Source organism: Bacillus sp. KICET-1, assembly GCF_027721405.1.
GTDB lineage: Bacteria > Bacillota > Bacilli > Bacillales > Bacillaceae > Bacillus > Bacillus velezensis.
Window position 1 is genome coordinate 3090022 of sequence record NZ_CP113515.1, and the last position, 24371, is coordinate 3114392.

General features: G+C 38.6%; 20 protein-coding genes. 16 read left to right on the plus strand and 4 right to left on the minus strand.

Annotated features, from left to right (window positions below; genetic code table 11):
* Positions 1–413: 413 nt before the first annotated feature.
* Positions 414–599, minus strand: a complete 186-nt coding sequence (locus OVA33_RS15795; protein ID WP_003154035.1) for a hypothetical protein — start codon at positions 597–599, stop codon at positions 414–416.
* Between the two features lie 76 nt (positions 600–675).
* Between OVA33_RS15795 and OVA33_RS15800 the strand changes: the two genes are divergently transcribed.
* Both OVA33_RS15800 and OVA33_RS15805 read left to right on the plus strand, forming a co-directional pair.
* Positions 676–1098 carry a hypothetical protein gene (locus tag OVA33_RS15800; RefSeq protein ID WP_025649422.1) on the plus strand — a complete coding sequence of 141 codons (423 nt, stop codon included), beginning with the start codon at positions 676–678 and terminating at the stop codon, positions 1096–1098.
* Positions 1099–1607: 509 nt separating this feature from the next.
* A complete protein-coding gene (locus tag OVA33_RS15805) occupies positions 1608–1718 on the plus strand; it encodes a YjcZ family sporulation protein (RefSeq protein ID WP_076983618.1) in 111 nt (36 codons plus the stop codon).
* Positions 1719–2551: 833 nt separating this feature from the next.
* On the opposite strand, the gene ppsA is transcribed toward OVA33_RS15805, so the two are convergent.
* From ppsA to xylA, 3 genes are all read right to left on the minus strand, one after another.
* Complete coding sequence (ppsA, locus tag OVA33_RS15810) at positions 2552–5149, minus strand: phosphoenolpyruvate synthase (protein ID WP_025649423.1); 2598 nt, start codon at positions 5147–5149, stop codon at positions 2552–2554.
* A 174-nt stretch (positions 5150–5323) separates the two neighbouring features.
* On the minus strand, positions 5324–6823 hold the full coding sequence (gene xylB / locus OVA33_RS15815) for a xylulokinase (protein WP_025649424.1): 1500 nt from the start codon (positions 6821–6823) through the stop codon (positions 5324–5326).
* Between the two features lie 131 nt (positions 6824–6954).
* Entirely contained in the window at positions 6955–8292 is a 1338-nt protein-coding gene (xylA, locus tag OVA33_RS15820) for a xylose isomerase (protein ID WP_017417840.1), read from the minus strand.
* Between the two features lie 263 nt (positions 8293–8555).
* Between xylA and xylR the strand changes: the two genes are divergently transcribed.
* The 14 genes from xylR to OVA33_RS15890 all read left to right on the plus strand — a co-directional run bounded on the left by xylR (position 8556) and on the right by OVA33_RS15890 (position 24361).
* Positions 8556–9710: a transcriptional repressor XylR gene (gene xylR / locus OVA33_RS15825; RefSeq protein WP_128974086.1), complete on the plus strand. Its 1155-nt coding sequence runs from the start codon at positions 8556–8558 to the stop codon at positions 9708–9710.
* Between the two features lie 209 nt (positions 9711–9919).
* Positions 9920–10057: a hypothetical protein gene (locus OVA33_RS15830; RefSeq protein ID WP_241688002.1), complete on the plus strand. Its 138-nt coding sequence runs from the start codon at positions 9920–9922 to the stop codon at positions 10055–10057.
* 71 nt (positions 10058–10128) lie between these two features.
* Positions 10129–10485 (plus strand): hypothetical protein, encoded by a 357-nt coding sequence (locus OVA33_RS15835; protein ID WP_022553073.1) that lies wholly within the window; start codon positions 10129–10131, stop codon positions 10483–10485.
* On the plus strand, positions 10485–11816 hold the full coding sequence (locus tag OVA33_RS15840; RefSeq protein ID WP_071181787.1) for a pyocin knob domain-containing protein: 1332 nt from the start codon (positions 10485–10487) through the stop codon (positions 11814–11816). Before OVA33_RS15835 ends, OVA33_RS15840 begins: the two co-directional genes overlap by 1 nt.
* 10 nt (positions 11817–11826) lie before the next feature.
* Positions 11827–12105 carry a hypothetical protein gene (locus OVA33_RS15845; protein ID WP_071181786.1) on the plus strand — a complete coding sequence of 93 codons (279 nt, stop codon included), beginning with the start codon at positions 11827–11829 and terminating at the stop codon, positions 12103–12105.
* Entirely contained in the window at positions 12106–12258 is a 153-nt protein-coding gene (locus OVA33_RS15850; protein ID WP_014470095.1) for an XkdX family protein, read from the plus strand.
* 18 nt (positions 12259–12276) lie between these two features.
* Positions 12277–13125: a glycerophosphodiester phosphodiesterase family protein gene (locus tag OVA33_RS15855; protein ID WP_071181785.1), complete on the plus strand. Its 849-nt coding sequence runs from the start codon at positions 12277–12279 to the stop codon at positions 13123–13125.
* Positions 13126–13207: 82 nt separating this feature from the next.
* Positions 13208–13693, plus strand: coding sequence for a hypothetical protein (locus OVA33_RS15860; RefSeq protein ID WP_014472039.1), 486 nt, complete (start codon positions 13208–13210; stop codon positions 13691–13693).
* Positions 13693–14109 (plus strand): hypothetical protein, encoded by a 417-nt coding sequence (locus OVA33_RS15865; protein WP_014472040.1) that lies wholly within the window; start codon positions 13693–13695, stop codon positions 14107–14109. Before OVA33_RS15860 ends, OVA33_RS15865 begins: the two co-directional genes overlap by 1 nt.
* A gap of 13 nt (positions 14110–14122) precedes the next feature.
* Positions 14123–15124 carry a tyrosine-type recombinase/integrase gene (locus tag OVA33_RS15870; RefSeq protein WP_014472041.1) on the plus strand — a complete coding sequence of 334 codons (1002 nt, stop codon included), beginning with the start codon at positions 14123–14125 and terminating at the stop codon, positions 15122–15124.
* Between the two features lie 44 nt (positions 15125–15168).
* Positions 15169–15354: a hypothetical protein gene (locus OVA33_RS15875; protein ID WP_128974085.1), complete on the plus strand. Its 186-nt coding sequence runs from the start codon at positions 15169–15171 to the stop codon at positions 15352–15354.
* A 611-nt stretch (positions 15355–15965) separates the two neighbouring features.
* Positions 15966–16592, plus strand: coding sequence for a hypothetical protein (locus OVA33_RS15880; protein ID WP_128974084.1), 627 nt, complete (start codon positions 15966–15968; stop codon positions 16590–16592).
* A 63-nt stretch (positions 16593–16655) separates the two neighbouring features.
* Positions 16656–23555 carry a phage tail tape measure protein gene (locus tag OVA33_RS15885; RefSeq protein ID WP_128974083.1) on the plus strand — a complete coding sequence of 2300 codons (6900 nt, stop codon included), beginning with the start codon at positions 16656–16658 and terminating at the stop codon, positions 23553–23555.
* Between the two features lie 44 nt (positions 23556–23599).
* Positions 23600–24361: a distal tail protein Dit gene (locus OVA33_RS15890; protein WP_128974082.1), complete on the plus strand. Its 762-nt coding sequence runs from the start codon at positions 23600–23602 to the stop codon at positions 24359–24361.
* Positions 24362–24371 lie beyond the last annotated feature (10 nt).

Consider the following 24371-nt stretch of genomic DNA (forward strand, 5'->3'; position numbering starts at 1 on the left):
CGCCTGTTGAACCTTTGCTTATGTATACAGCTTCATCTTCACTGAGTAATTTGACGCCCAATTTAATCTACATAATAGTTCACTGAATCTCTCAACAATTTTAGATAAACATCTTCTTTTTATAGAGATGTTCGGTCAATCGACATCCTTGTGTTATATATGGTAAAATTTATAAAAACAAAGGAGCGTTGTTACATATGAGTCTTATCATTTTAGCATCCATGCTTTTATGGGGTGCAGTGATCCACGAGCTAAACAAACCTTCAAAAAAGCAAAGTAAACGAAAAATGATCCCTTTGGTATCCCTCAGTTCTTTATCTACTTTAATCATCACAATTTCGCTTTTTTCTAATTTAATTGGTTGATATTTGTTATGAGGAAACCCGCCAGAGGTTCCTCATAACACTAAAAACCTACTCACTGCACTTTTTACAGCAGACCTTATCAGAGTGTTTGCTTAACACTTTGTCCATTCTCCCCACAGGCATCTTCTTCTCACTCGGAAGTGTAAGATAAGCTGTTATCTCATCCCCTGATTTTAATGTTTTTCCGCAGATAGAGCATTTTAACTCAGTATTAAAGAAATTTTTTAATCCCATTCAGAAGCCTCCTTATTTACCTTTATAAAGTAATACGTTAATGCTTTATAAAAGTTTCACGTTAAAGAAATACTCCTTGCCCCAGAAAATTATTGCCGGCGCTCTTGCTTTTGGGTTAATTCCATTAATGGGGACTGCAGATGTTTCTGCAAAACCTTCGCCAAATCAAGATAAAATCATGAAACCTGCTGGTTGGTCATGTGACGCTCCGTATATTGCGTGTCAGCCTTTTTCTGGCGGTACCGGTAAGGTTTCATTCAACTATCAAGGCAGCTCTCCAGGAAAAATCAGAGTTTTTGTTGCGAATGACGGCAGCAAATCTTTCAAATTCACCATTAATTATCCTAATGGGAATACACTCTTATCCTCTACGACATTAAATGCGGGGAAAACGTTCATTCAAGAATTCAGCGTTAACCAAAAAGGAGAATACATCCTGAAATATGATAGCGGCACCGGTGATAGTGTCGATGGTTTCTTTAGATCTGTTGAGATCTAAATTCCGTTAGGAAAGTTGGCAGTTTTGCCGACTTTCTTTTACAAGCATTCTGCAGGAATAAACGTAAAGTGTCGAATAAACATATGACCTTTTTGAAATGGAAACTTTATCGGCACCACAAACCCGCAAGCAGGCTCCTTGTATCGTACCTTCCGTCCCTTTGTGATTTGTTTTGATTTGTCGTATACTGCGCTTGCCCGGGAAATGATGAATATTTTCGTTAACTATAATTTCCCTGAATCTCTTCGTATGTGGCTCTGCATGATGAAGTAACTTCATGCAGAGCCACTTTCATACACAGTTTTATTGCATGTTTAGCCATATCCCTCCTCTTTAAACAGCAAACCGTCCCATCCATTTCTCTCTTTCAGTTAACCTCCCATTATTTTATTGTCTTAGAAGCTCTTCATTTTAGACATAACATCCATTTTTTCTTATTTAGACTTAAATCTATGTCGAAATTTACCGTCCGGCATATTATGTATATCCTAACAACAGGAGGTGGCAATATGGGATACTACGGTGGGAATTACGGTGGAAATTATGGCGGAAACTCTTTCGTATTGATCGTTGTACTATTCATTTTGTTAATCATTGTAGGTGCTGCATTCCTTTTTTAGCACATTGACGATTCATATTCGTCTCCCAAACATTGCATCCCTTAGTTCGGACAGACGCCATAAGAAGTTTTATGGCGTTTTTACTTTTGAAAACAAATCCATTTAAAATAAACATTTTATTTTTACTCTGAAGTTTTTTCATAAGCAGGAGAGTTTCTTCCCCTGCCTACGGCTGCTAATCCTTTTCAGATCTTTTATGAAATACTCGGACTAATATTGCCGCTATGAATATTAAGGCGAACAATCCAAAAGCCATTGATCCATTCTTTAAAATGATCCCAAAGATCAACAATGCGCAACCAGACAAAATAAATAGTATCTTACTTAAAATATTAATCATTTACATTTCTCCCAATCAAAGCTTGCATTGACACCAATAATACCTGCAGTATTTATACAAGCATAGCAAGCAGTTCCACATAAAATAGTTAAACCAGTGATTGCCCATTGGCTAATATTCTTATCGCATAAACAATCTGATACACATCCAGTCCAACCCTTAGCACTCATCATGTTTGATGATGAGCCCGTTTTATCTTCTGCAGACTTTTCTGTCTCAAAGACACCAGACTTGTCTCATCTTTAACACAAGACTTGTTCATGAAAATAACCCCTTTGTAAAAAAATAATTGTCATCCGGCACCAATACTACATATCAAACAGACCATCTCATAAATCACCTTCTCTCTTTAATAAAACGCTACCATTCATATAAATAATTGTTAAGCAAAATGGCTTTCACATAAAAAAAGCCGGATTCCTCCTCTAAGAGGTTCCGGCTTTTCTTAGTAAAATGCAGGAAATATCTGGTGACGTGCTGCACACCCCCGCTATTATAATATTTCAATAGAGCCTTCTGTTCCATGAACGCGGATTCGCTGCCCATCTTTTATCAATTGGGTTGCATTTTCAACACCAACAACTGCAGGTAAGCCGTATTCACGCGCGATAACCGCTCCATGGGTCATCAGTCCGCCAACTTCAGTGACCAGGCCTTTTATGGATACAAACAATGGCGTCCAGCTGGGATCAGTATAGGAGGTAACTAATATATCTCCATCTTCCAAATCGGCATCTTCCATGTTTAAAATAACCCGTGCCCGCCCCTCTATGACTCCCGAGGAAACGGGCAGCCCTGCAATCGCTCCGGAGGGGAGATTTTCTCGTTTGTACTCGCCTGTAACGATTTCACCGTCAGACGTGATAACACGCGGCGGAGCTAGTTTTTCATATACTTGGTACTCGCCTTTTCGTGTGCTGATGATTTGGTAATCCAATTTATTTGAGCGTACGACTTCCTGAAGTTCTTCAAAAGTGAGATAGTATATGTCTTCTTTTTCATGAATAACGCCCGCTTCTGCGAGTTGTTCGGCTTCTTTCAATAAAGCCTGCTTATAAACGAAGTAGCGGCTGATCATGCCGTATTTTGGATATTCTCTGAACCCGCTGAAGTTCCGGATGATGCGGATCATTCGTTTGGTTTCTTTGGCTTTTTGTTCACCACCCGGTAATTGCTTCAATCGGTCTAATAACTCTTGTTCTTTCTTCAACGCCTCCTGCCGCCCTTGCTCAAATTTCCGCTGGCTGGCATTTGGCTCAAAGTTTTTGAGATTATTAAGAATCATAGGGACAAGTGCAGTTGGTTTTTCGCTCCATCGAGTTCTTGTCATATCAATTTCTCCGGCACATCGCATTCCGTACTTGCTGAGATAAGCATAGATAGCGTCACGGGTTTCCCGCCCGCCTTCAAACGTCACCAGCCCATCCAAAAAGTGATCATCTTTTACATTCTCTAAATAGGCAATTACTTCTGGATAAGGGCGGATCACATCGGCGACGTCCAATAGCGCAAGCCCCATTTCTGAGGTAATATTATGGGGTACAGATTGAGAAAGCGTATCTGCTGCGTTTTTTTCACCTAACCACTCGTTCATTTTTTCGTTAATCCATGATGAAGCATCCATTGCAGTTCGAATCAACACCGAACTTTTCGGGTTAAATAGAATCTTCTTTAATTCCTGGATATCTTCCAAAATAAAACGAAATAAATCAGATCCTGATTTCGTCTGGATGTTTTGTTTTAACTCTTCTATCGATGCCTGACTGCTCTTAATCAAATCAGAAACAATTGCCGGATCGTTTTCAGCTTGTTCCGGCATATCTGCATTGCCTTTGCCGGGAATCGGTGCCGTTTTATCAGGTATCGGCTTAATGAAATCATCTCGCTCTATTATGGTCATAAGTGCGTCTTTTAAGAGCGGATCGTGCTGCCCCATGCCTTTTAAGAAAACTTCTCTGACATTAGGAGATGCCAGTTGATGTGTGACATCAACGAATAGCCTTCCGCCGGCTTTACGCATGGGTGCAGCAGTCGTCAACAGAAAAAAAGACAATCCAAGGGGTTTTATGGGATCCGTCATCATTTGCTGATGACCAACAGAGATATAGACGTGATTTTCTTGATCGTTCGCTTCAGGAACGGGGTATAACGTTGTGATCGGACGACTTTGAACAATATAAAAAGTATCGCGGTCCAAACACCATTCGATATCTTGCGGCTGGCCGAAATGAGCTTCGATCTGTCTCCCGATACGTGCCAGCTGTAAAATTTGTTCATCAGTCAGTGTTTGAATCTTTTGCTGATCAAGAGCGATCTCCTGTGTTTCTGTTCCGCCTTCTTTTCGTCCATAGATAGCCAATTTTTTAGTTTCTATTCTCTTATCGACGATTTGCCCGTCCTGTACTTTATAACAATCGGCAGAGACTAAGCCGGAGACAAGTGCTTCACCAAGTCCAAAACCGGCATCGATGGATAGCAGCTTTCGGTTTCCGGTTATCGGATCAGCGGTAAATAAAATTCCCGAAGCCTGAGGGAACACCATCCTTTGGATGATAACGGATAAATAAACTTGGCTGTGATCAAATCCATTTTGCATACGGTAAATGACCGCGCGATCCGTAAATAGAGACGCCCAACATTTACTGATATGCTTCAAGATCGCATCGACGCCGGTAATATTTAAATAGGTGTCTTGTTGACCGGCAAAAGAGGCATGCGGTAAATCCTCAGCTGTCGCACTGGAACGTACGGCATAGGCATGTTCTTCGCCGAACCGGGAGAGATGGCAAGCAACTGCTTTGACTACATCTGAAGGAATTTCTGTTTCCATAATGGTTTGCCGGATTTTTTTGCTGACTTCACCAATTTGATCCCGATTCTCCACTTTCAGCATGGTCAGTTGATCCAACAGCGCTTGTAATGTTTCATTTTGTTCAATGGCTTTTTGATATCCTGCGGTTGTGACACAAAATCCTTCCGGTACTTGTATTCCTTGAATTTTTGATAATTCCCCTAAATGTAACCCTTTTCCTCCAACGAGCAAAGGCTGTGTTTTTTCAATTTCGTGAATGCCGAGAACCAAAGAACTCATTCTATATCTCCCCTTCAAAAAAATTTGACAAGAGCTTTTCAGCATGATATAATCATAATATAAGATGGATAACTATGACTTTTCACACAAAAAGCACGCGTGTTCTGATTATATCACCGTGTCTGTTTTTGTGCAATATAAAAAGAACCTGGCCAATTTGGCGAGGTTCTTTCTTCATTTTTGTCTAAAGCTCTTTAAAGCTGTATTGAGATCTTTTGTGTGAACGTAAATGTTCTTATACAACTCGAATAGTGTTTTATATTTTTGAACATTTTGTTCTTTTGGATAAAATGCAGCTGCTTCATGAATGAACTGCTCTGCACATTCTTCAAGAGAGTCAAACCACCCGCTTCCGAAGGCAGCTAACATCGCAGCCCCCATGGCGGGACCTTGTTCATTCTCTAACTTAACCACCCTCGTATTGAAAATATCAGCTTGCATTTGAAGCCACGTTTCATTTTTAGCCCCCCCGCCAATAGAGACAACCGTATCAACTGATTTTCCCGCTTCGCGGAATAGCTCAATTGATTCATATAAAGAGAATGTGATGCCTTCCATTATCGCCCTCAAAAAGTGCTCTCTTTTGTGGGCTCCGTCCATTCCGATCAAGCTTCCCCGAATAGAAGAATCAGCATGCGGCGTTCTTTCACCGACTAAGTAAGGAGTGTACAGCAGTCCATTTGCTCCTATCGGAACAGATTCCACTCCCCGCAATAATTGTTCAAACGATTCGTTTGGCGCAAACGTTTTTTTAAACCAGTCCAAGCTGTACCCTGCAGCGAGCGTGACCCCCATCGTATAAAAAGAATCCTTTTTTCCATGATTAAAAAAGTGCACTTTCCCTTTAAAATCTCTTTCTTTGTCTTCCTCACAGGAAAGTATGACTCCTGACGTCCCAATGCTGCATAACGTTTTTCCGGAAGAAAGAATACCGGCTCCGACAGCACCGCAAGCATTATCTGCTCCCCCGGCGTACACTTTTGTTTTTTCCAACAGCCCTGTCTTCGCCGCAACGCTCGGAAGCAGCGATCCTACACAGTCATGGGATTCAACAAGCGGAGGACAAATTTCCGCCGAAATACCAAATTGATTGCAAATCTCATCGCTCCACTCTTTGCGGGTCATATGTAAAAGTAACGTTCCCGCCGCATCGGAGTATTCGGTGTGAATGGCGCCAGTCATGCGGAATCTCACATAGTCTTTCGGAAGCAAAAAAACAGCGGTTTTGTGAAAAAGTTCTGGCTCATGTTCCTTCACCCATAACATTTTAGGTAATGTAAACCCTTCAAGGACACGGTTTTTTGTGATATCAAGCAGATGATCGCCAAATGTCTCGGTTATCCTGCTACATTGAGGCGTCGTTCTGGTATCATTCCAAAGAATCGCATGACGCAGCACCCGCCGATCTTGGTCAAGCAGTACTAACCCATGCATTTGTCCCGAATAGCTTATCCCGTCAATATCCCCGGCTTGAACGTTGGATATCGAAATCAATTCAGCCAATGCTTCAATTGTTTGCTGCACCCAGTCTTCAGGATTTTGCTCACTATATCCCGCCTTCTCTTGGATGAGCGGGTAACTTTTGGACGTTTCTGCACAAACCTTGCCGTTTTGATTGACTAAAATGGTTTTAACGGCACTCGTTCCAAGATCTATTCCAATGACATACTTCATTTTTTCACTCCTTCCTCTCTAAATAGATCCCCATTGAAATGACCCGCCATAACAGTAACTTCATGACGGGCAATTCCGGGAACTTGGCTGCCTGCATCTTTTTACAGCGGGATCTGGAGCTTCTTTTTTCATTATACCTGTAAAATGTATTGGTTTAATATCGCTTTTAACCGCTCCTGTCTCCCTGATTCGTTTTTAATTGGCTGATTGTTCAGCGCATATTGCTCAAGTGTCTTAAAATCAGCTCTTCCTTCTGCAATTTCAAGACCAATCCCTTCAGTAAAACTGCGGTAACGGTGTTGAATCACATCTTCAAACACACGATCTTCGATTAATTTGTGGGCGGCTTTCAACCCTCTTGCAAATGTATCCATCCCTGCAACATGGGCATATAGTAAATCATCAGGCTCAAAAGAAGATCTTCTGACCTTTGCGTCAAAGTTTAATCCGCCGCTTCCAAGACCGCCATTTTGCAGGATTTCGTACATTGCTAATGTCGCAGAATATAAATCTGTCGGAAATTCATCTGTGTCCCAGCCTAAAAGGGGATCACCCTGATTCGCGTCAACAGAGCCAAGCAGACCATGCACTCTCGCCATGCGTAATTCATGTTCGAATGTATGCCCGGCTAATGTGGCATGGTTGGCTTCGAGATTTAATTTAAAATGATTGTCTAAGCCATATTGCTTTAAAAAGGCAATGGTTGTTGCTGCGTCCGTATCATATTGATGGGTGGTCGGCTCTTTTGGTTTTGGTTCAATCAAAAACTGCCCTGTATACCCGATTTCCTTCGCATAATCCACTGCCATATGCATAAATCTGGCCATATTATCAAGCTCAAATTTTAAATCGGTATTTAACAAAGTTTCGTACCCTTCACGTCCGCCCCAAAATACATAGTTCTCCGCGCCAAGCTCTTTTGCTGTTTCTAATCCTTTTTTTACTTGGGCTGCGGCATACGCAAATACATCTGCATTACAAGAAGTCGCCGCACCATGGACGAAACGGGGATTCGTAAACATGTTTGCAGTATTCCATAATAACTTAACGCCGCTGGTTCTCATGTAGTCTTTTATCATGTCCACGATTATATCCAGATTTTGATTTGTCTCTTTTAACGTACTTCCTTCAGGTGCGATATCCCGGTCATGAAAAGCAAAAAATGGCGCATCCAGTTTTTCAAACAGCTCAAACGCTGCATCTACCCTCGCTCTCGCCAGATCCATGCCTTTATAGTGATCCCACGGTCTCTGCATCGTAGCTGCGCCAAAAATGTCTGTTCCGTCAGCGGTAAATGTATGCCAATAGGCAATAGAAAATCGCAAATGCTCTTTCATCGTTTTTCCGCCAATTACTTCTTGAGAATTATAGTATTTAAATGCTAAAGGATTCGTGGATTCTTTCCCTTCGTAAATCACTTTGTTTACGCTTTCAAAATAGTTGACTGAACCGGAATGAGAGTGAGCCATGTGTGATTTCCCCCTTAAAAATAAATTCTAAACATGATCATTCAAATACAAATGCTTTTATGTCATGTTATACTTTAGTTTGTTGCCTAAACAAACTAACTTATTTTCATCTTATATAACCTCATCAGTATTTTCAATATTTTTTTTAGTTTTTTACGAACACATTAGATATAATAAAGGTTGGATTCGCTATGTACTGCGTTTCGCACGATAACACAGAACGTTCAACTTAATTTAAAGATTATACAAATGGAGTGGATGAAGTGGATATCGCTGATCAAGCCTTTGTCAAAAAAGTTAACCAAAAGTTATTACTAAACGAAATACTTAAGAATTCTCCTATTTCAAGAGCAAAATTATCTGAAATGACCGGATTAAATAAATCAACTGTTTCGTCACAGGTAAACACATTAATGAAAGAAAACCTCGTATTTGAAATAGGTCAGGGACAATCCAGCGGCGGCAGAAGACCTGTCATGCTTGTTTTTAATAAAAAAGCAGGATACTCCGTAGGAATAGATGTTGGCGTGGATTATGTTAATGGCATTTTAACAGATCTTGAAGGGACGATCGTCCTTGATCAACACCATCGTTTGGAATGCAATTCTCCAGAAATCACTAAAGATATTTTAATTGAGATGATTCATCACTTTATTACGCATATGTCCCAATCTCCGTACGGGCTTATTGGTATAGGTATTTGCGTGCCCGGGCTGATTGACAAAAATCAAAAAATTGTTTTCACTCCGAACTCCAACTGGAGAGATATTGACTTAAAATCTTTCATCCGAGAGAAGTTCAATGTGCCCGTTTTTATTGAAAATGAGGCAAATGCCGGCGCATATGGAGAGAAAGTATTTGGAGCTGCAAAAAATCACGATAACATGATTTATGCAAGTATCGGTACAGGAATAGGGATCGGCGTTATAATCAACAATCATTTATATAGAGGGGTTGGCGGATTCTCTGGAGAAATGGGACATATGACAATAGACTTTAAGGGTCCTAAATGCAGCTGCGGAAACCGAGGCTGCTGGGAATTGTATGCTTCAGAGAAGGCTTTATTAACATCTCTTCAGACGAAAGAGAAAAAAGTGTCCAGCCAAGATATCATAGACCTCGCCCATCTGAATGATGTTGGAACTTTACAGGCATTACAAAATTTTGGTTTCTATTTAGGAATAGGCCTGACCAATATTCTAAATACATTTAATCCGCAAGCCATCATTTTAAGAAACAGCATCATTGAATCGCATCCTATGGTTTTACATTCAATTAAAAGTGAAGTGTCATCCAGGGTTTATTCCCATTTAGACAATAGCTATGAATTATTACCATCTATCCTAGGAAAAAATGCACCCGCTTTAGGAATGTCCTCTATTGTGATTGATCATTTTCTCGACATGGTTCATAACTGAAATGTACATACTTCTACGTTTACGCTCATCTTTAAAGATGGGTTTTTTTATTCTATGAGTATTTCTGAATCAATACTGACATAGGCACCTTCTAATATGAAAAAGGAGTTCTAAAATAGAAATCTCCTTTTTCATGTGCTAATTATTTTTCTTTAGCCCTTACTATTTATCCTCCTGCAGAAGGCACGATTTACATTGGAAACTCTACTGTGACTGCTGATACAGGTATCCCATTGACCGCCGGCGACAAACCTTTTTCGGTGCCTGTTGCTGCTGGCAAAACACTTTATGTCTATGTGATTAATGACGGTACTGACAGAGATGTAAGAGTGTTTGAAGCTAAATAATTTGAGGGGATTCTTCCCCTCTCCTTTTTAAATAAAAGTCAGTTTTTAAACAGATTTAGGAGGTGGAGTTGTTGACAGAAACCGATGAAAATATTTTAAAAACCATTCCAGATAAAGCAACCTTTACATTCCACGAAGCAACAACTGCCCCGTCTGAAGGTGAAGAATTTGTAGTATCACATTATCGGGATATTACTGTTAAGATCTCTGGTTCCTCAACTTCAAGAGAAATAAAATTCTTTGCCGTAGATGAAAATGGTGAAAAGACAGAAATTGCTGGAACAAACAAAACTGATTTTCAATTAGGTACGGGCACATTGAATACAAATGAAAACTGGGATTTCGATATTGCGGGGCTTTTCAAATTCATGGTTGAGGTCATTTCCGTAAATGGAGATGTTACGGTTAAAGGAATCGCGGTGAGTTAATGAGTAGCAGTAAATTTGTAGGTCAGCTCAAACAAAACAATGTACAAATCAATAACCTTAAAGATCAATTTTTCAGAACTGAATCTCACATGTCTGATCATGAAAAACGTTTATCCGATAAGGTCGATGAGTTCATGGAAAAGCAAAATTCAGAATTAAAGTCGCACACTCTGAACATTGAAAACCCTCACCATGTAACTAAAGAGCAAGTCGGATTATCAAATGTACTTAATGAAGAGCAAGCCACAAAGGTGGATTTTGATGGACATCTTGACGACAAGAAAAACCCTCATGCAGTTACTAAAAGCCAAGTTGGTTTGTCTAAGGTTGATAATATCCAACAGGCATCGAAGGTGGATTTTGACGCTCATGATGCAGACCTGGATCGACATATCACAAAGGATGAGCGCAGTTATTGGAACAGCTCCGATGAAAGGTCAAAGTCTTTTTTAGCTGAACATACTAACGATCAATCAAACCCACACAAGGTTACTGCTGAACAGGTTGGGCTCGGGAATGTAGACAATGTAAAACAAGCTACTAAAAATGACTTTGACAATCATCTAAATGACACTAATGTCCATATCAACAAATCTGATCGGGATAAATGGAACGCTGCTCAACTTTTCAAACTCACTGCCGATGATGGAAAAGTAATCTACAAAGACAGTTCTGAAAAAACGGAATACAACGATTTGATTACCACCGGGTTCTATTTAATCGCCAACCAGGGGCTACACTCCCCTGCTAACTTGCCCAATGTATATTTGGTTGTCATGAATTATGGTGATACAATAGCCCAATTTGCTTTAGAAGCATATTACGGAACTCATACTTATTTCCGATTTAGAAAGAGTGATTCAACTTGGACTTCATGGCAAACACATGAAACAACCGACGGAGCACAAACAAGAGCTACTGCTGCACTCAACTCAGCTAAAACTTATACTGATACCAAGGTTTCTTCAATGACATGGTACACTCCTACTTTACAGAATGGATGGGTTAATTACACAGATGTTAACTCAACAGACCAAACAGTGTTTAAAACTCGGTATACAAAGGATGCAACGGGGACTGTTTTTGTAGAGGGAGCTATAGCAAAAGGAACGATTGGTTTTGGAGTGGCAGCATTCACTTTGCCTGAAGGATACAGACCCGGAAGAGCGTTTCAATGGGTGGGTGTAGCTTCCCAAGCAGGAATGTCAGGAATACCCCAGACTCACAGAACGCTTGTTGATACTGAAGGAAGAGTTATTATAGAAAGTTGTACAAATACCTCCAAACCCAATGATTACATTAGTTTCGGCTTTAGTTTTAAGGCCGTGTAGGGAGAATATTATGATGCAAGTATACAAATATGACGAAAATTATATTTATGAATCCCCTGTTGTGCTTGAAGACGATAGTCCAATTCCTGATAATTGCACTATAATAGCTCCATCCGATGGTCTTTATATTCCCAAATTCAATCCTAAAACAAAAAAATGGATTGAGTCAGCATCGAAAGAATACATTGACAGCTTAAAACCACTTGTCCCCGAGCCATCGGAAGCTGAAAAGGTTAAAAAACAATTAAGTGACTTAACATATCAACTAATGATGGATGGTGTACTTTAAATGAATTGGTATGAACTTATAAAAGATTATTACAACGACGGCAATGGTGTGTGGGATGAATATCGAGTAGCGCAAGCTGTAGTAAAAGGAAAAATTACACCAGAACAGTACGAAGAAATTGTTGGAAAGAAATATATTGAACCAACTACCTAATTATGATAATTTTAGGTCATGAAAAAAATAAAATTGATAACATTAACTATTGCTTTAGCCATACTAGGAGGATGTTCATTTAACGAAGTTGATTCATCAGCTTTAGGTTATGGGAAAGGAAGCAGTAAAAAATACGAGCCGCTAATGATTGCACACAGAGGCGCCTCGGAAATTGAGCCAGAACATACCCTACTCTCCTATGAACGAGCAATAAAAGACAAAGCAGACTACATTGAAATTGATTTACGACAAACCAAAGACGGTCACCTAGTCGCAAACCATGACAAGACTGTTGATCGAACCACAAACGGTAAAGGAGAAGTTGAAGATCTTACATTAGACCAGATTAAAAAGCTACATACTAGAAAAGGACAAAAGATCTTAACGATTGAAGAAATCATTAAGAAGTTTGGACAAACAACAAAGTATTATATCGAGACTAGAACAAACAACAAAGGCAAATTGGTAATGGAGAAAAAGTTAATTGACATACTCTCTAAAAATAAACTAATCGCTAATAACAAAGTTGTTTTAGAGTCATTTAGTGACAAAAGTCTAAAGAAGTTACATAAGCTAAACAATGATGTTCCTCTTGTTCAACTTTTGAAAGATGAAGACATTAAGCCGATGAGCAAATCAAAGCTAAACGAAATAAAAAATTATTCTAATGTTGTTGGCCCTAATGCAAAATTTGTTGATAAAGGTTTTGTTGATTTAGTCCACAAAAACAATATGAAAGTACATGTGTTTTTTAACGCTGATAAAGAAAGAGCACTCACATCCAAAATGCTTAAGTTGAAAGTGGATGGACTATTTACAAATAACCCAGCTTATACAGAGAAAGTTCTAAAAGAAGATTATAAATAAAATACAAGTTTTATTTAGACACCTCTCCCCTTTTGAGGTGTCTTTTTTAATGTGTGCAGAGGATATATGAGGAGGAATTGAAATGGCATCGAAAAAATTAAATCTTGGGTTAATCGAAGAAAGTGTAAGTAAATATGACAAGAAAGAACGAGTTCAACTAACTGATGACGTTCATGTTTTTATTTACCCGTACTTCTCCCCTACCCGCTTAACCAAAATGCTTACTGAATTAATTACGGATCCACAAAATGCTCAAGAAAAAAACATTGACTTTAAAAGCATAAATCCTGTTCAATGGGGATTCTTTTCACTAATTAAAGAATTTACAGACTTGGGTATTCCAAGTGATATCAAAAACAAAGTTAAGTGGTTTGTTAAGCTTGTGGACTCTGAATTTTTCCCATTGATTATTAGTAGCTTCCCTGAAGAAAGCATGAAGAAATTTGGAGAAGCAACAAAGATGATGCAAGAGAATTTAGACAAGCTTTCAAACATATCTCCTGAAGAAATAAATGATCTCATCCTTAATAAGGTCGAAGAGGTTGAAAATGAACAAGAGGCTGAATAATGGCCAAGAACATAAAAGAAATAGCAGCACTAATTGAATTTGCCGCAAAGCAAGCCGTTCAAAAACAATCCAGCACAAAAAATACGATGATTAAAACGGGTCAAGAGCATGTACAATCTGATGTATATGACGCCTACGATCCCCTTGAATATGAACGTACAACTCTTTTGAAGGACTCCTTTGTCATTCAAAACGAATCTAACGGAATTTCATTAGACAATACCCGTGAAGACAACAGTAAGGATGTTGCCACGGTTGTTGAGACTGGTCAAGGGTACACGTATCCAGATAAATACGGTTATGGTTATGGAAAACCTCGCCCATTTATGAAGAATACCGCTGAATCGTTAAAAGATGGACGATTAGCTGCTGCTATGAAAAAAGATTTAAATGCAAGTGGTATTAAAACAGAATAACGGTGGTGTATTAATGGCCAGAGAAATAAAACAAAACATGATGCGCTCTAGAGCCGAAAAGTTGCCCGAAGTCACGGATGAAATGTGGGGTCAGGTTGATGACGAGCATAGAAGCTTAACTCAAGAGTTTCTTGACGCCCACTCATTCCGAGATAAAACAAGGAAGCAATACAACTCCTCTCTTCGTCAGTTCTTCTGGTGGGTACATAATTCCTTGAATGGGAAGAAGCTTTACAAAATATCCAAAAGGGATTTCATCAGATATCAAAGCTTCCTGAAAAATAGAGGGATGTCTTCAAGTGGAATAGCTTTAAAAAAGGCTGGAGTATCTTCTTTAAATAACTACATTGAAAATGTTGTTGCTGAAGATGACGATAATTACAAATCATTCAGGAACTTCACAAGAGGTCTCCCTGCCATCCCTAAAACAACCACGTATGAAAAAGTAAAGGTTACTTACGATGAATACAGAACAATGATGAAAGTGCTTGAAGAAGACAAAAACTATTTGGGGATGGCTTGGTTAGCTACTGCCTTTAATGTAGGTGCCAGAAGAGCTGAAATAATTCAGTTTAAAACCGAAATCCTGAATTATGAGATACCTGAAGGTCAATCTTATGTCATGGCTCACAAAGTTCTTGGAAAAGGAAAGGGCGAAGGAAAACCTCTCGACTACATGATTAACACAGAAGCTCTGGAATATTTGAAGCTTTGGCATGAACAGCGGGGATATGACCATGAATATCTATTTACCACACAGTACGGTGGTCAACCAAGACAAATGTCAGAGGGTTGGGCTGACTATTTTTGTTCTGATGTTCTTTCTGATATCCTTGGCCGCCGCATTAACCCTCACCTCTTTAAAGCCTCCTGTATTACTTACCTTCTTGAAGTCAAGAAAATTAAGATTGAGCTCGTGAGTAAATATGTTGCACAGCATAATGATGTGTCTACAACAATTAAGCATTACGACCTTCGTGATTTTAAAGAAGAAAAGAATCAAATCTTCTCGTAAACATTATGAGCCTCTTCAATCCTCACCAAAGTTCAATTGAGAATATGCAACAGCAAATTAATAAATTGAACGAAGCTGTTGCTGAATTAACTAGGCAGCTTGATGCTAAAGCTGATAAGAACCAATTCGGATCTAAACAGATTGATGAATCCAAGATCAGTGATGGTAAAGTTGAATACGGAAAGATTAAGAAAAGCCTGTTGGGAGACATATCAATTGATTTGCTTTAGGTAGCACTCTTTATGAAATCACTCTTTTATGCAGAATCAAAATCCTTCAATTGAGGGATTTTGCTTATGGATAAAACCTTAAACATATTTCCATATTTGACGATAATATGGAGAGGTGAAAAATATGAATAAGACAATACTTAAGCATAATTTAGTACAGATGGACAGTCGCGACCTGATCAAATACATACAAAAAGAATTCCCGCACTCTGGTGAGCCGTACACAGAACAAAAGCGCAAATTTCAAATCCTAAAATCGCTTAATTCATCAGATTTAATCTTAGCTATTTCCCGTATGACTCGAATTGAAGCGTCCTTCGATCATACAAAAATGTGGACAGTTGGAAGTGTGCTCATAGGAACATGCTTACTATCTCTCAGAATTTTGTTTAGGTTTAATTTGCTTTGGTATATTCTAATCGCAACATCCCTTTGCCTTCTCCTACTTTTCGTTGTACGAAAGGATAGGGACATTGTTATTACTGCTACATACTTTAAAGAATTACTTGAGCAGATTAAGTCTGAAAAAGGAAAGTGACCCTCCCCTTAGTTGGTTCTAACCTTTTGGAAATCATGATATAATGTAGGAAAATAATACTGGTGGTGGTTGGATGATCTGGGCAATAATTGTTTTGTTGATCATTGCTGCTTTTTTTATAATTGGAGACTTTGGAACAGATAAACAGAAAGAAATTGAGAAAAAAAAGTTATTTGAAATTGAAACTGCCGGGAATTTCCCTGCTCAGTACAAGGCTATTTTAAATCCAGATAAAACAACAAAACTTACATTGGTTGAGCCAGAAGATAAGTTTGTAATCCATATGTTCAATCAAAGTGGAACACTGGAAGAAAAAATTATACCCTTTGAAAAAATTATTGAAGCCGAGGTTTCAATTGATGATAGTACAGTTACTAAAGTGTCCAAAGGAAGCCAAATAACAGGTGCTGTTGTTGGTGGACTAGCTGCAGGAAGTGTTGGAGCTTTAGTTGGCGGGCTATCCTCTAATAAGACAGAAACTAAATTCTTCAAGAAAATTGATTTGAAATTAAAGCTCGATGATTTCTCCTCCCCTATTTACAGATTTGATTTCCTACCGAGTAAGGATGATTTTGGCCTAGAGAATCTTAAAGGGTTTACACAGAATGATCCAAAAGTTAAAGATGCTTTATCAAATGCTGAAGTATGGCAAGGGATTATGGAGATAGCAATTCGGAAAGCAAACAAAGTCGCTCAATAATGAGTGGCTTTTTTATATGCCCTAAAAATCACTCTCCCCTACTCGAAAGGATGTGAACTATATTTGAGTCAAGATTTAAAGATCATACTCACACCCAAAGCTGATACTTCTTCAAAAACTGTCGAACAGTTAAATCAGCAAATTAAATCTTTAGAGAAAAAGCTTAATTCCCTTAATTTAAAGACCAATATTGATGCCTCTGCTTTAAAGACTCTCAACGACTTCTCCTCTGCAGTTGAAACTTATCAAAAACACCTCAAATCCTTCAATCAAACAGTTAAAGAAACCACAACGATTACAAGAAATGCTGATGGTACTGTTGAAAAGCTTACTCAGCAGTATAAGAAAAATGGCGAAATCATTCAGCGTGAAACAAAGACCATAGACAATCGTAATCAATCACTACGTGAACAAACACAAGAAGTTAACAGACTTGCTCAAGCGACTGAAAAACTTGGTCAGGTACAGAAGAAAACAGAACAAAAGAATGCTCAAGGACAAACGACGAGGGTTACTCAAAAGAACCGCAATGGCTTTGACGATATTACCTATACAACTGATCCAAAAACAAACGCTACTACATCTAAAGTAACAACGAACTATGATCAGCAACGAAAAGCTATTGAACAATTAAAACTGGATTTAGAAAAACTTAGACAGCAAGGAATTGTAACTGACACCACCCTCTCTTCCCTTGGACGGAAATTAAATACTGTTCAAACAGCACAACAAATTGAAGCATTACAAAACAGAATTAAGATGCTCGATGATAAGTCTGCTGCGGTGGCGAAAAATAATGAACTCAGAAAAACTATTGAGTTGTATCAACGCCAAGCACAAGTAAACGTACAAAACCTTAATACTCGCTACGGAGATACGATAGGCTCCGGAAATAGACAAGCTATTCAAGAATATCTGAATGCGGTTAATAGTCTTAACGTAAGTGCCGGCGGAAACAATGTCAGATCTCAAATGCAAAGCTTGAACATGCAATTCAGGGAATTAGCTTCAAATGCTCAAACAGCGTCTAGTCAAGCCTCGTCTTTTGGTGCGGAGCTAACGCAAGCTTTCAAAAGTATGTCTACATATTTAATCTCCGGTTCTTTGTTCTATGGTGCTATATCTGGGCTCAAAGAAATGGTATCTCAAGCTGTTGAAATTGACACTTTGATGACCAACATCAGACGTGTAATGAATGAGCCTGATTATAAGTACAATGAGCTACTTCAGGAATCAATAGATTTAGGTGACACCCTTTCAAACAAAATCACTGACATTCTTCAAATGACCGGTGATTTCGGGCGTATGGGCTTCGATGAAAGTGAATTGTCCACTCTAACAAAAACCGCTCAGGTTTTACAAAACGTCTCTGATTTAACTCCTGATGACACAGTTAACACTTTAACTGCCGCAATGTTGAACTTCAATATTGCAGCTAATGATTCTATTTCAGTCGCAGATAAGCTAAATGAAGTAGATAACAACTACGCTGTAACCACTCTTGATCTAGCCAACTCAATTCGAAAAGCAGGAAGTACTGCTTCTACTTTTGGTGTTGAATTAAATGATTTAATTGGATACACTACAGCAATTGGAAGTACCACTCGTGAATCAGGAAACATTGTTGGTAACTCATTAAAGACGATTTTCGCACGAATTGGAAACAATGATAGCTCAATTAAAGCCTTAGAACAGATCGGAATTTCTGTAAAGACTGCGGGTGGAGAAGCTAAGTCAGCAAGTGACCTTATCGGCGAAGTTGCAGAAAAATGGGACACTCTGAGTGATGCTCAAAAGCAAAATACCTCAATAGGCGTAGCCGGTATTTATCAGCTTTCAAGATTTAATGCAATGATGAATAATTTCTCTATTGCCCAGAATGCCGCAACGACTGCCGCTAATTCCGCTGGGAGTGCATGGAGCGAGCAACAGAAATATGCAGACAGCTTACAGGCAAGATTAAACAGGTTGTCAAATGCATTTACAGAAATGTCGGTTGCCTCAAGTGAAGCTTTCATATCAGATAGCATTGTTGTTTTTGCAGATGCGCTTAAAGGTTTAATGCAAATAAGTGCCCAAATAACTAAATCAGTTGGACTTCTTCCTCAAGTTGTAGGAGCCGCTACAGCTGCAGTTATGCTTTTCAACACTTCCCTTCGTACAAGTGCACTTACTTCAGGAATGGCAATGGGAGCCACTCTTAAGAATTTAGCGCTCAACTTTAATGCTGTAACTGTAGGTGTGACTACTGCGTCTGCCAAAACAGTTATTTGGAATAGAATTGTAACTGCGTTTAGTACGTCTCTAGCCGGGCTTAAAAAAGTAGCAATGACTACTGGAGCATTCTTAGCGGGCAGTTTTCTTCCAATGGCTGCAATGGTTGGTCTTGGGGTAGTAATTGAAAAACTTATATCATCTTATTCAAAACTAAAACAAGCTAAAGAGGATTTTGAGCAATCAAAGTCTACAAGTATTGAAGCAATTACAACGAATAAAGATGAAACTGACAAACTAATAAGTCAATATCAAGACCTTCAAAAAGCTAAGGAAGCAGGTTCTTTATCACCTGAAAAAGAACAAGAATATCTACAAGTAACACAACAATTAGCACAAACATTTCCTATGTTGGTTTCTGGTTATGATTCTCAGGGCAATGCTATTATTAAAAACAATGAGGCATTAAAGGATGCCATTAAGTACACCGAAGACTTAGCCAAATTAAACAAAGAAGATATCAAAACAAGTACTAAAAGTGATTTCAAAGACCAGCTCAAAGAATTTGACAAATTAAGAGAACAGATCAATCAGTACGAGAAAATGGCAAATACGTACTCAAAAGGTAAATCTGTTTGGTCTTTCCTGGAGAATCCTTTCTCTAGTGATGATGATTACAAAAATGCAGGTGTTAAGGCAGAACAAGAAGCCAAAAGGCTGGGTCAAAGTCTATCTGGTGTTCAAATTGAAATAAGGGAACAAGTTCAGAAAACAGTTGACGCTTATAACTCAATAAAAATTGACCCAAATATAAAGAAAGATATTAACGATGCATTTAGCAAAATTGATTTTACTAAGCTTAGTGCTGATGAACTAACCTCCTTTTCTAAAACAGTTTCTGACGACTTGGTAAGAATACAAAAAGCACTGAACTCTGGTGATAAAGACGGATTTGCTTCCGCTTCTAAGAGCCTGGAAGAACTCGTCAATCAATACATGACTGGTGAAAACAAGAATAATGGCTTGGTTCTCTCTTATGACAATTTAAAAGAAGCCATAGACTCTACAAATGATTCAGCAAAAACTGCAAAAGTAACTTGGGATGAAAATGGTGAAGGTGTAGATGCATTAGGTGAGCAAGTCGGGAATTTATCTGACAAGCTCAAAGAAGCTAAAGGTGATTTTGAAGCAATTAAAGGAATCATCGATGACTTAGTTGAATCAAAGCAAAATGATGCTGCTATATCTGCCATTCAAAATGAAGCTTATGACACTATGTCTGACAGCATCTCCCCTTTAAATAACCTCCTTGAAAAAATGTCTGAAGGTAAAAGCATATCTGCTACAGAAGCCATGAAGCTTATTCAGAAAGAACATGATCTTGCTGATGCAATTTCAGTTGAAAATGGTGTTGTAAAAATCAACAGAAATGCAGTTGTTAAGCTTCGGGACACAAAACTCAAAGCTTACAATGATATGCAACAATCTGTTAGACAAGATCTAATTAATCAGGCTAATGCATTAAATAAAAAGATTAATATGTATAAGTCTGAAGTCAAGGCTATTAAGACTGTTCAAGACGCTTATAAAATGAAGTCTGAGCTTGAAGACAACAAGAAAAAGATATACGACGAACTAAAAAAAGGGAACAGTGGTGCGCTCCAGTTCCTACCGAAAACACAGGGTGATTTAAACCAGGTCACTGATATCACCGATCAGCTTAAAGAGCTTGATAAACTAGCAGATTTGGCTTCAACTTCCCTATCTGAAACAGGAACATCTCTTGATGACCTGTCTTCTTCAAGTGATAAAGCCTCTGAGGAAATTAAAACATCTATGTATGTGGCTGATAAATACAAGGAAGCTCTGGAGAAAGTCAACGCTGAAGTTGAAAAGTACAATAAGCAGGTAAATGACTATCCAAAGTATTCTCAAAGTTATCGAAATGCCCTGCAGAAAGAAATTAAAGCTCTTCAACAAAAGAAAAAGCTTATGCAGGAGCAAGCCAAACTCCTCAAGGATCAAATCAAGTCAGGGAACATTGCACAGTACGGTATTGTTACCTCTTCCCTCTCCTCTGGTTCATCTTCTGGTGGTTCTTATTCTTCCGGTGGCGGGTCTTACTCCGGTAAATACTCCAGCTACATAAATTCTGCCGCTAGCAAATATGGTGTTGATCCAGCTCTAATTGCAGCTGTAATCCAGCAAGAATCAGGATTCAATGCAAGAGCTCGTTCTGGAGCAGGAGCTGCTGGTTTGATGCAGTTGATGCCATCCACTGCTAAAAGCTTAGGCGTAAACAATGTTTATGATCCTTATCAGAGCATTATGGGTGGCACGAAATATTTAGCCCAACAACTAAGCAAATTTGGTGGTAATGTTGAGAAAGCACTTGCTGCTTATAATGCAGGGCCTGGTAATGTAATTAAATACGGCGGCGTCCCTCCCTTCAAAGAAACACAGAATTATGTTCAGAAGATCATGTCGAATTACACGAAGTCAATGACTTCTGCTAATTCCTCCATTGCAAGCTACTACACGAAGAACAGTGCGTTTAGAATAAGTTCTAAATATGGCGCACAAGATGGCGCTTACCGTTCAACTCCGCATAAAGGTATCGACTTCGCAGCAAAAGCTGGAACCGCAATTAAATCGGTTCAGAGTGGAAAAGTTCAAATTGCTGGCTATAGTAAAACTGCCGGTAACTGGGTTGTCATTCAACAGGATGATGGAAAAGTTGCTAAGTATATGCATATGCTTGATACCCCTTCTGTTAAAGCCGGTCAAACTGTTAAAGCTGGCCAGACCATTGGTAAAGTTGGCAGTACGGGTAATTCAACTGGAAATCACCTTCATCTTCAAATTGAGGAAAACGGAAAGACAATTGACCCTGAGAAGTATTTAAAAGGTGTCGGTACATCTATTTCAGATGCATCCCAAGCCGAAGCAGAACGACAACAAGCAATCGCACAAGCTAAATCAGACCTCCTCTCTCTCCAAGGTGACATTGATTCAGTAAACGATCAGATACAAGAGCTCAGATATGAGATCGTTCAATCGAAACTCGATGAATATGACAAGCGTATTGGCGATTTTGACGTAAGAATCGCTAAAGACAAAGCGCTCGCTAGTCATTACCTGAGCGACAGTAAAGAATTCCGCAAGTATACAAACGATCAGAAAAAAGCTTTAACTGAACAGCAAAAGATTCAGAGTCAGAAGGTTTCTTTTATTGAAAAAGAAATCAAAACAAACAAAACTCTGAATGCCGCTCAAAGAGCACAGCTTGCTGAGGAATTAAAACAAGCTAAGATTGATCTCATCAATTTCCAAGAAGAAGTAAGAGAACTTCAGGGACAGCTCATCCAATCCAAAGTTGATGAAACCCTTAACGGTATAGAGAAATCAACCAAGAAAACTGAATCCAAGCTTAAAGATGTTAGCAACAAAATATCCATGACCGAGGAAGATAAAGACAAGGTTAAATTTTATAGCCAACAGATTAAGCTTATTCAGCAGCAACAGAATGAAGCGAAGAAGTATATCAAACAGTTGGAAGCACAAAAGAAAGCTGCTAAAGGGTTCCCGGATATTCAGAAACAAATTACTGAAGAAATCGAGAACTGGAAAGACAAGCAGAAGGATTACAATCTGGAGCTTTACAACACAAAGAAATCAATCAAAGATGTGTACAAATCCCTTGCTGATGAAGTTGTCTCCATCTACAAAGAGATGTACGAAAAGATGCGTGATATTGAATTAAAAGCGCATCAAAAAGCTACGCAAGACTTGATTGATGAGATTGATAAAACTGATGATGAAGCTAAATTTCAAAAACAGTTAAAAGAGAAGCAAGACAGTATCCAAAAACTCACTGACCAAATTAATCAGTATTCTCTTGATGACTCAGAATTTGGCAAGTCAAAGGTTAAGGAATTGACTGAGCAGCTACAAAAGGAACAGTTAGATTTAGATGAGTTTCTTAAAGATCGTGAAAGTAGCAAACGAAAAGAAGCGTTGCAAGATCAGCTTCAAAAAGACGAAGATTCAATTAACAAGAAATATGATGATCTCGTCAATGATGAGCGTGGATTTAAGGAACTTGAGAAAAAGCTAATGGATGGGAAGATTACTGATATTGCTAAGCAACTGAATGAATTCTCTAAATTCATTAACAGCAATATGGAGTCCATTGGTAAAAGTATCTCTAATAACCTTATCGATAAGCTTAAAGAAGCTTCTAATGCCCTTAATACTGTGACCAAAGGCAATACAACAGGCAAAAAAATATCTTCATTTGAAACAGGAGGATACACAGGAACAGGTTTAGGTGCTGGCAAGCTTGCTATTCTTCATGATAAAGAACTTATCCTTAATAAAACTGATACTGCAAACATCTTAGATACAGTAAAAGCTGTACGTGAGAACAATACTCCAAGTGAAGAGACACCTAAATGGGGGCAAAGTGGAAAATTAGATGCCTTGATTAACAAAGGGATTACTTCTATTCCATCAATAATTCCGAATATTAATCAATCCAGTCTTTCTAATAGTTTGATACCGAGTATTCAAAGCCTCTCTTCCCCACCAGATGCTACTAAGTCAGTAAACGGCACTGTAAACAACAATAATTTTAAAGCTACATTTAACATTAATGAATCAGAAAATCCTCAGAAAACAGCTGATTTTGTATTCAATAAATTTGCAAATGGTCTTAAAAACAAGGGCATAAATTTCAATAACTCATGAGCCAGTGTATATGCTGGCTCTTCTTATTTTTGAGGTGATAAAAATTGATTAGAGAAAGCCTCTATTTTTTATTTAATAACGAAAAATCAAGTGACTATGGTGTCACAAATGTTAATACTGATTCAGGCTTAGTTGAGGAACCGTTCTTAGGCTCAAGAACAGTCAATGAGACTTATGTAAAGATGCGGCCTGAGCCCTACACTGAAGGTGTTAAACAGGAACCTAAGCAATTCCCATTGAATTTTTATCTCGGTGATCACTTTGATGAAAAGAATGTACGAGCAATTAAACGTTGGTTAAGTGTAGATGATTACAAGCCTTTTGCGTTTAGCCAAAACCTTGATATCGTTTATTATGCAATGCCAGTAGATACAGCTGATTTAGTTCATAATGCCGCTCGTAATGGCTACGTCCGGTTAACTATGAAATGCAACTCCCCTTACGCTTACAGTCGAAATGCAATCACTCATGCATTTGATATATCCTCTGGTACTGAAATTGTTGAGTTGCAAAATAAAGGCGATGTAAACATCTTCCCCTCTTTAGAAATATTGAAAATTGGTGATGGTGACATAAAAATCGAAAATCTCAGTGATTTCAGCGAACCGTTTTTATTCAGCAACTTGAAAGATAAAGAGCTCTTAAAAATAAACGGCGAAAAAGAAATTATTGAGTCTAATCTTTATGGCAATGAGCGCTATGACGATTTTAATGACCAGTACTTGAGATTGGGCTTTGGAAGGAACAGATTAAAGGTTACAGGCAATTGTAAATTAAGATTTTCATTTAGATACAAGTATTTGTAGGAGGGGTTAG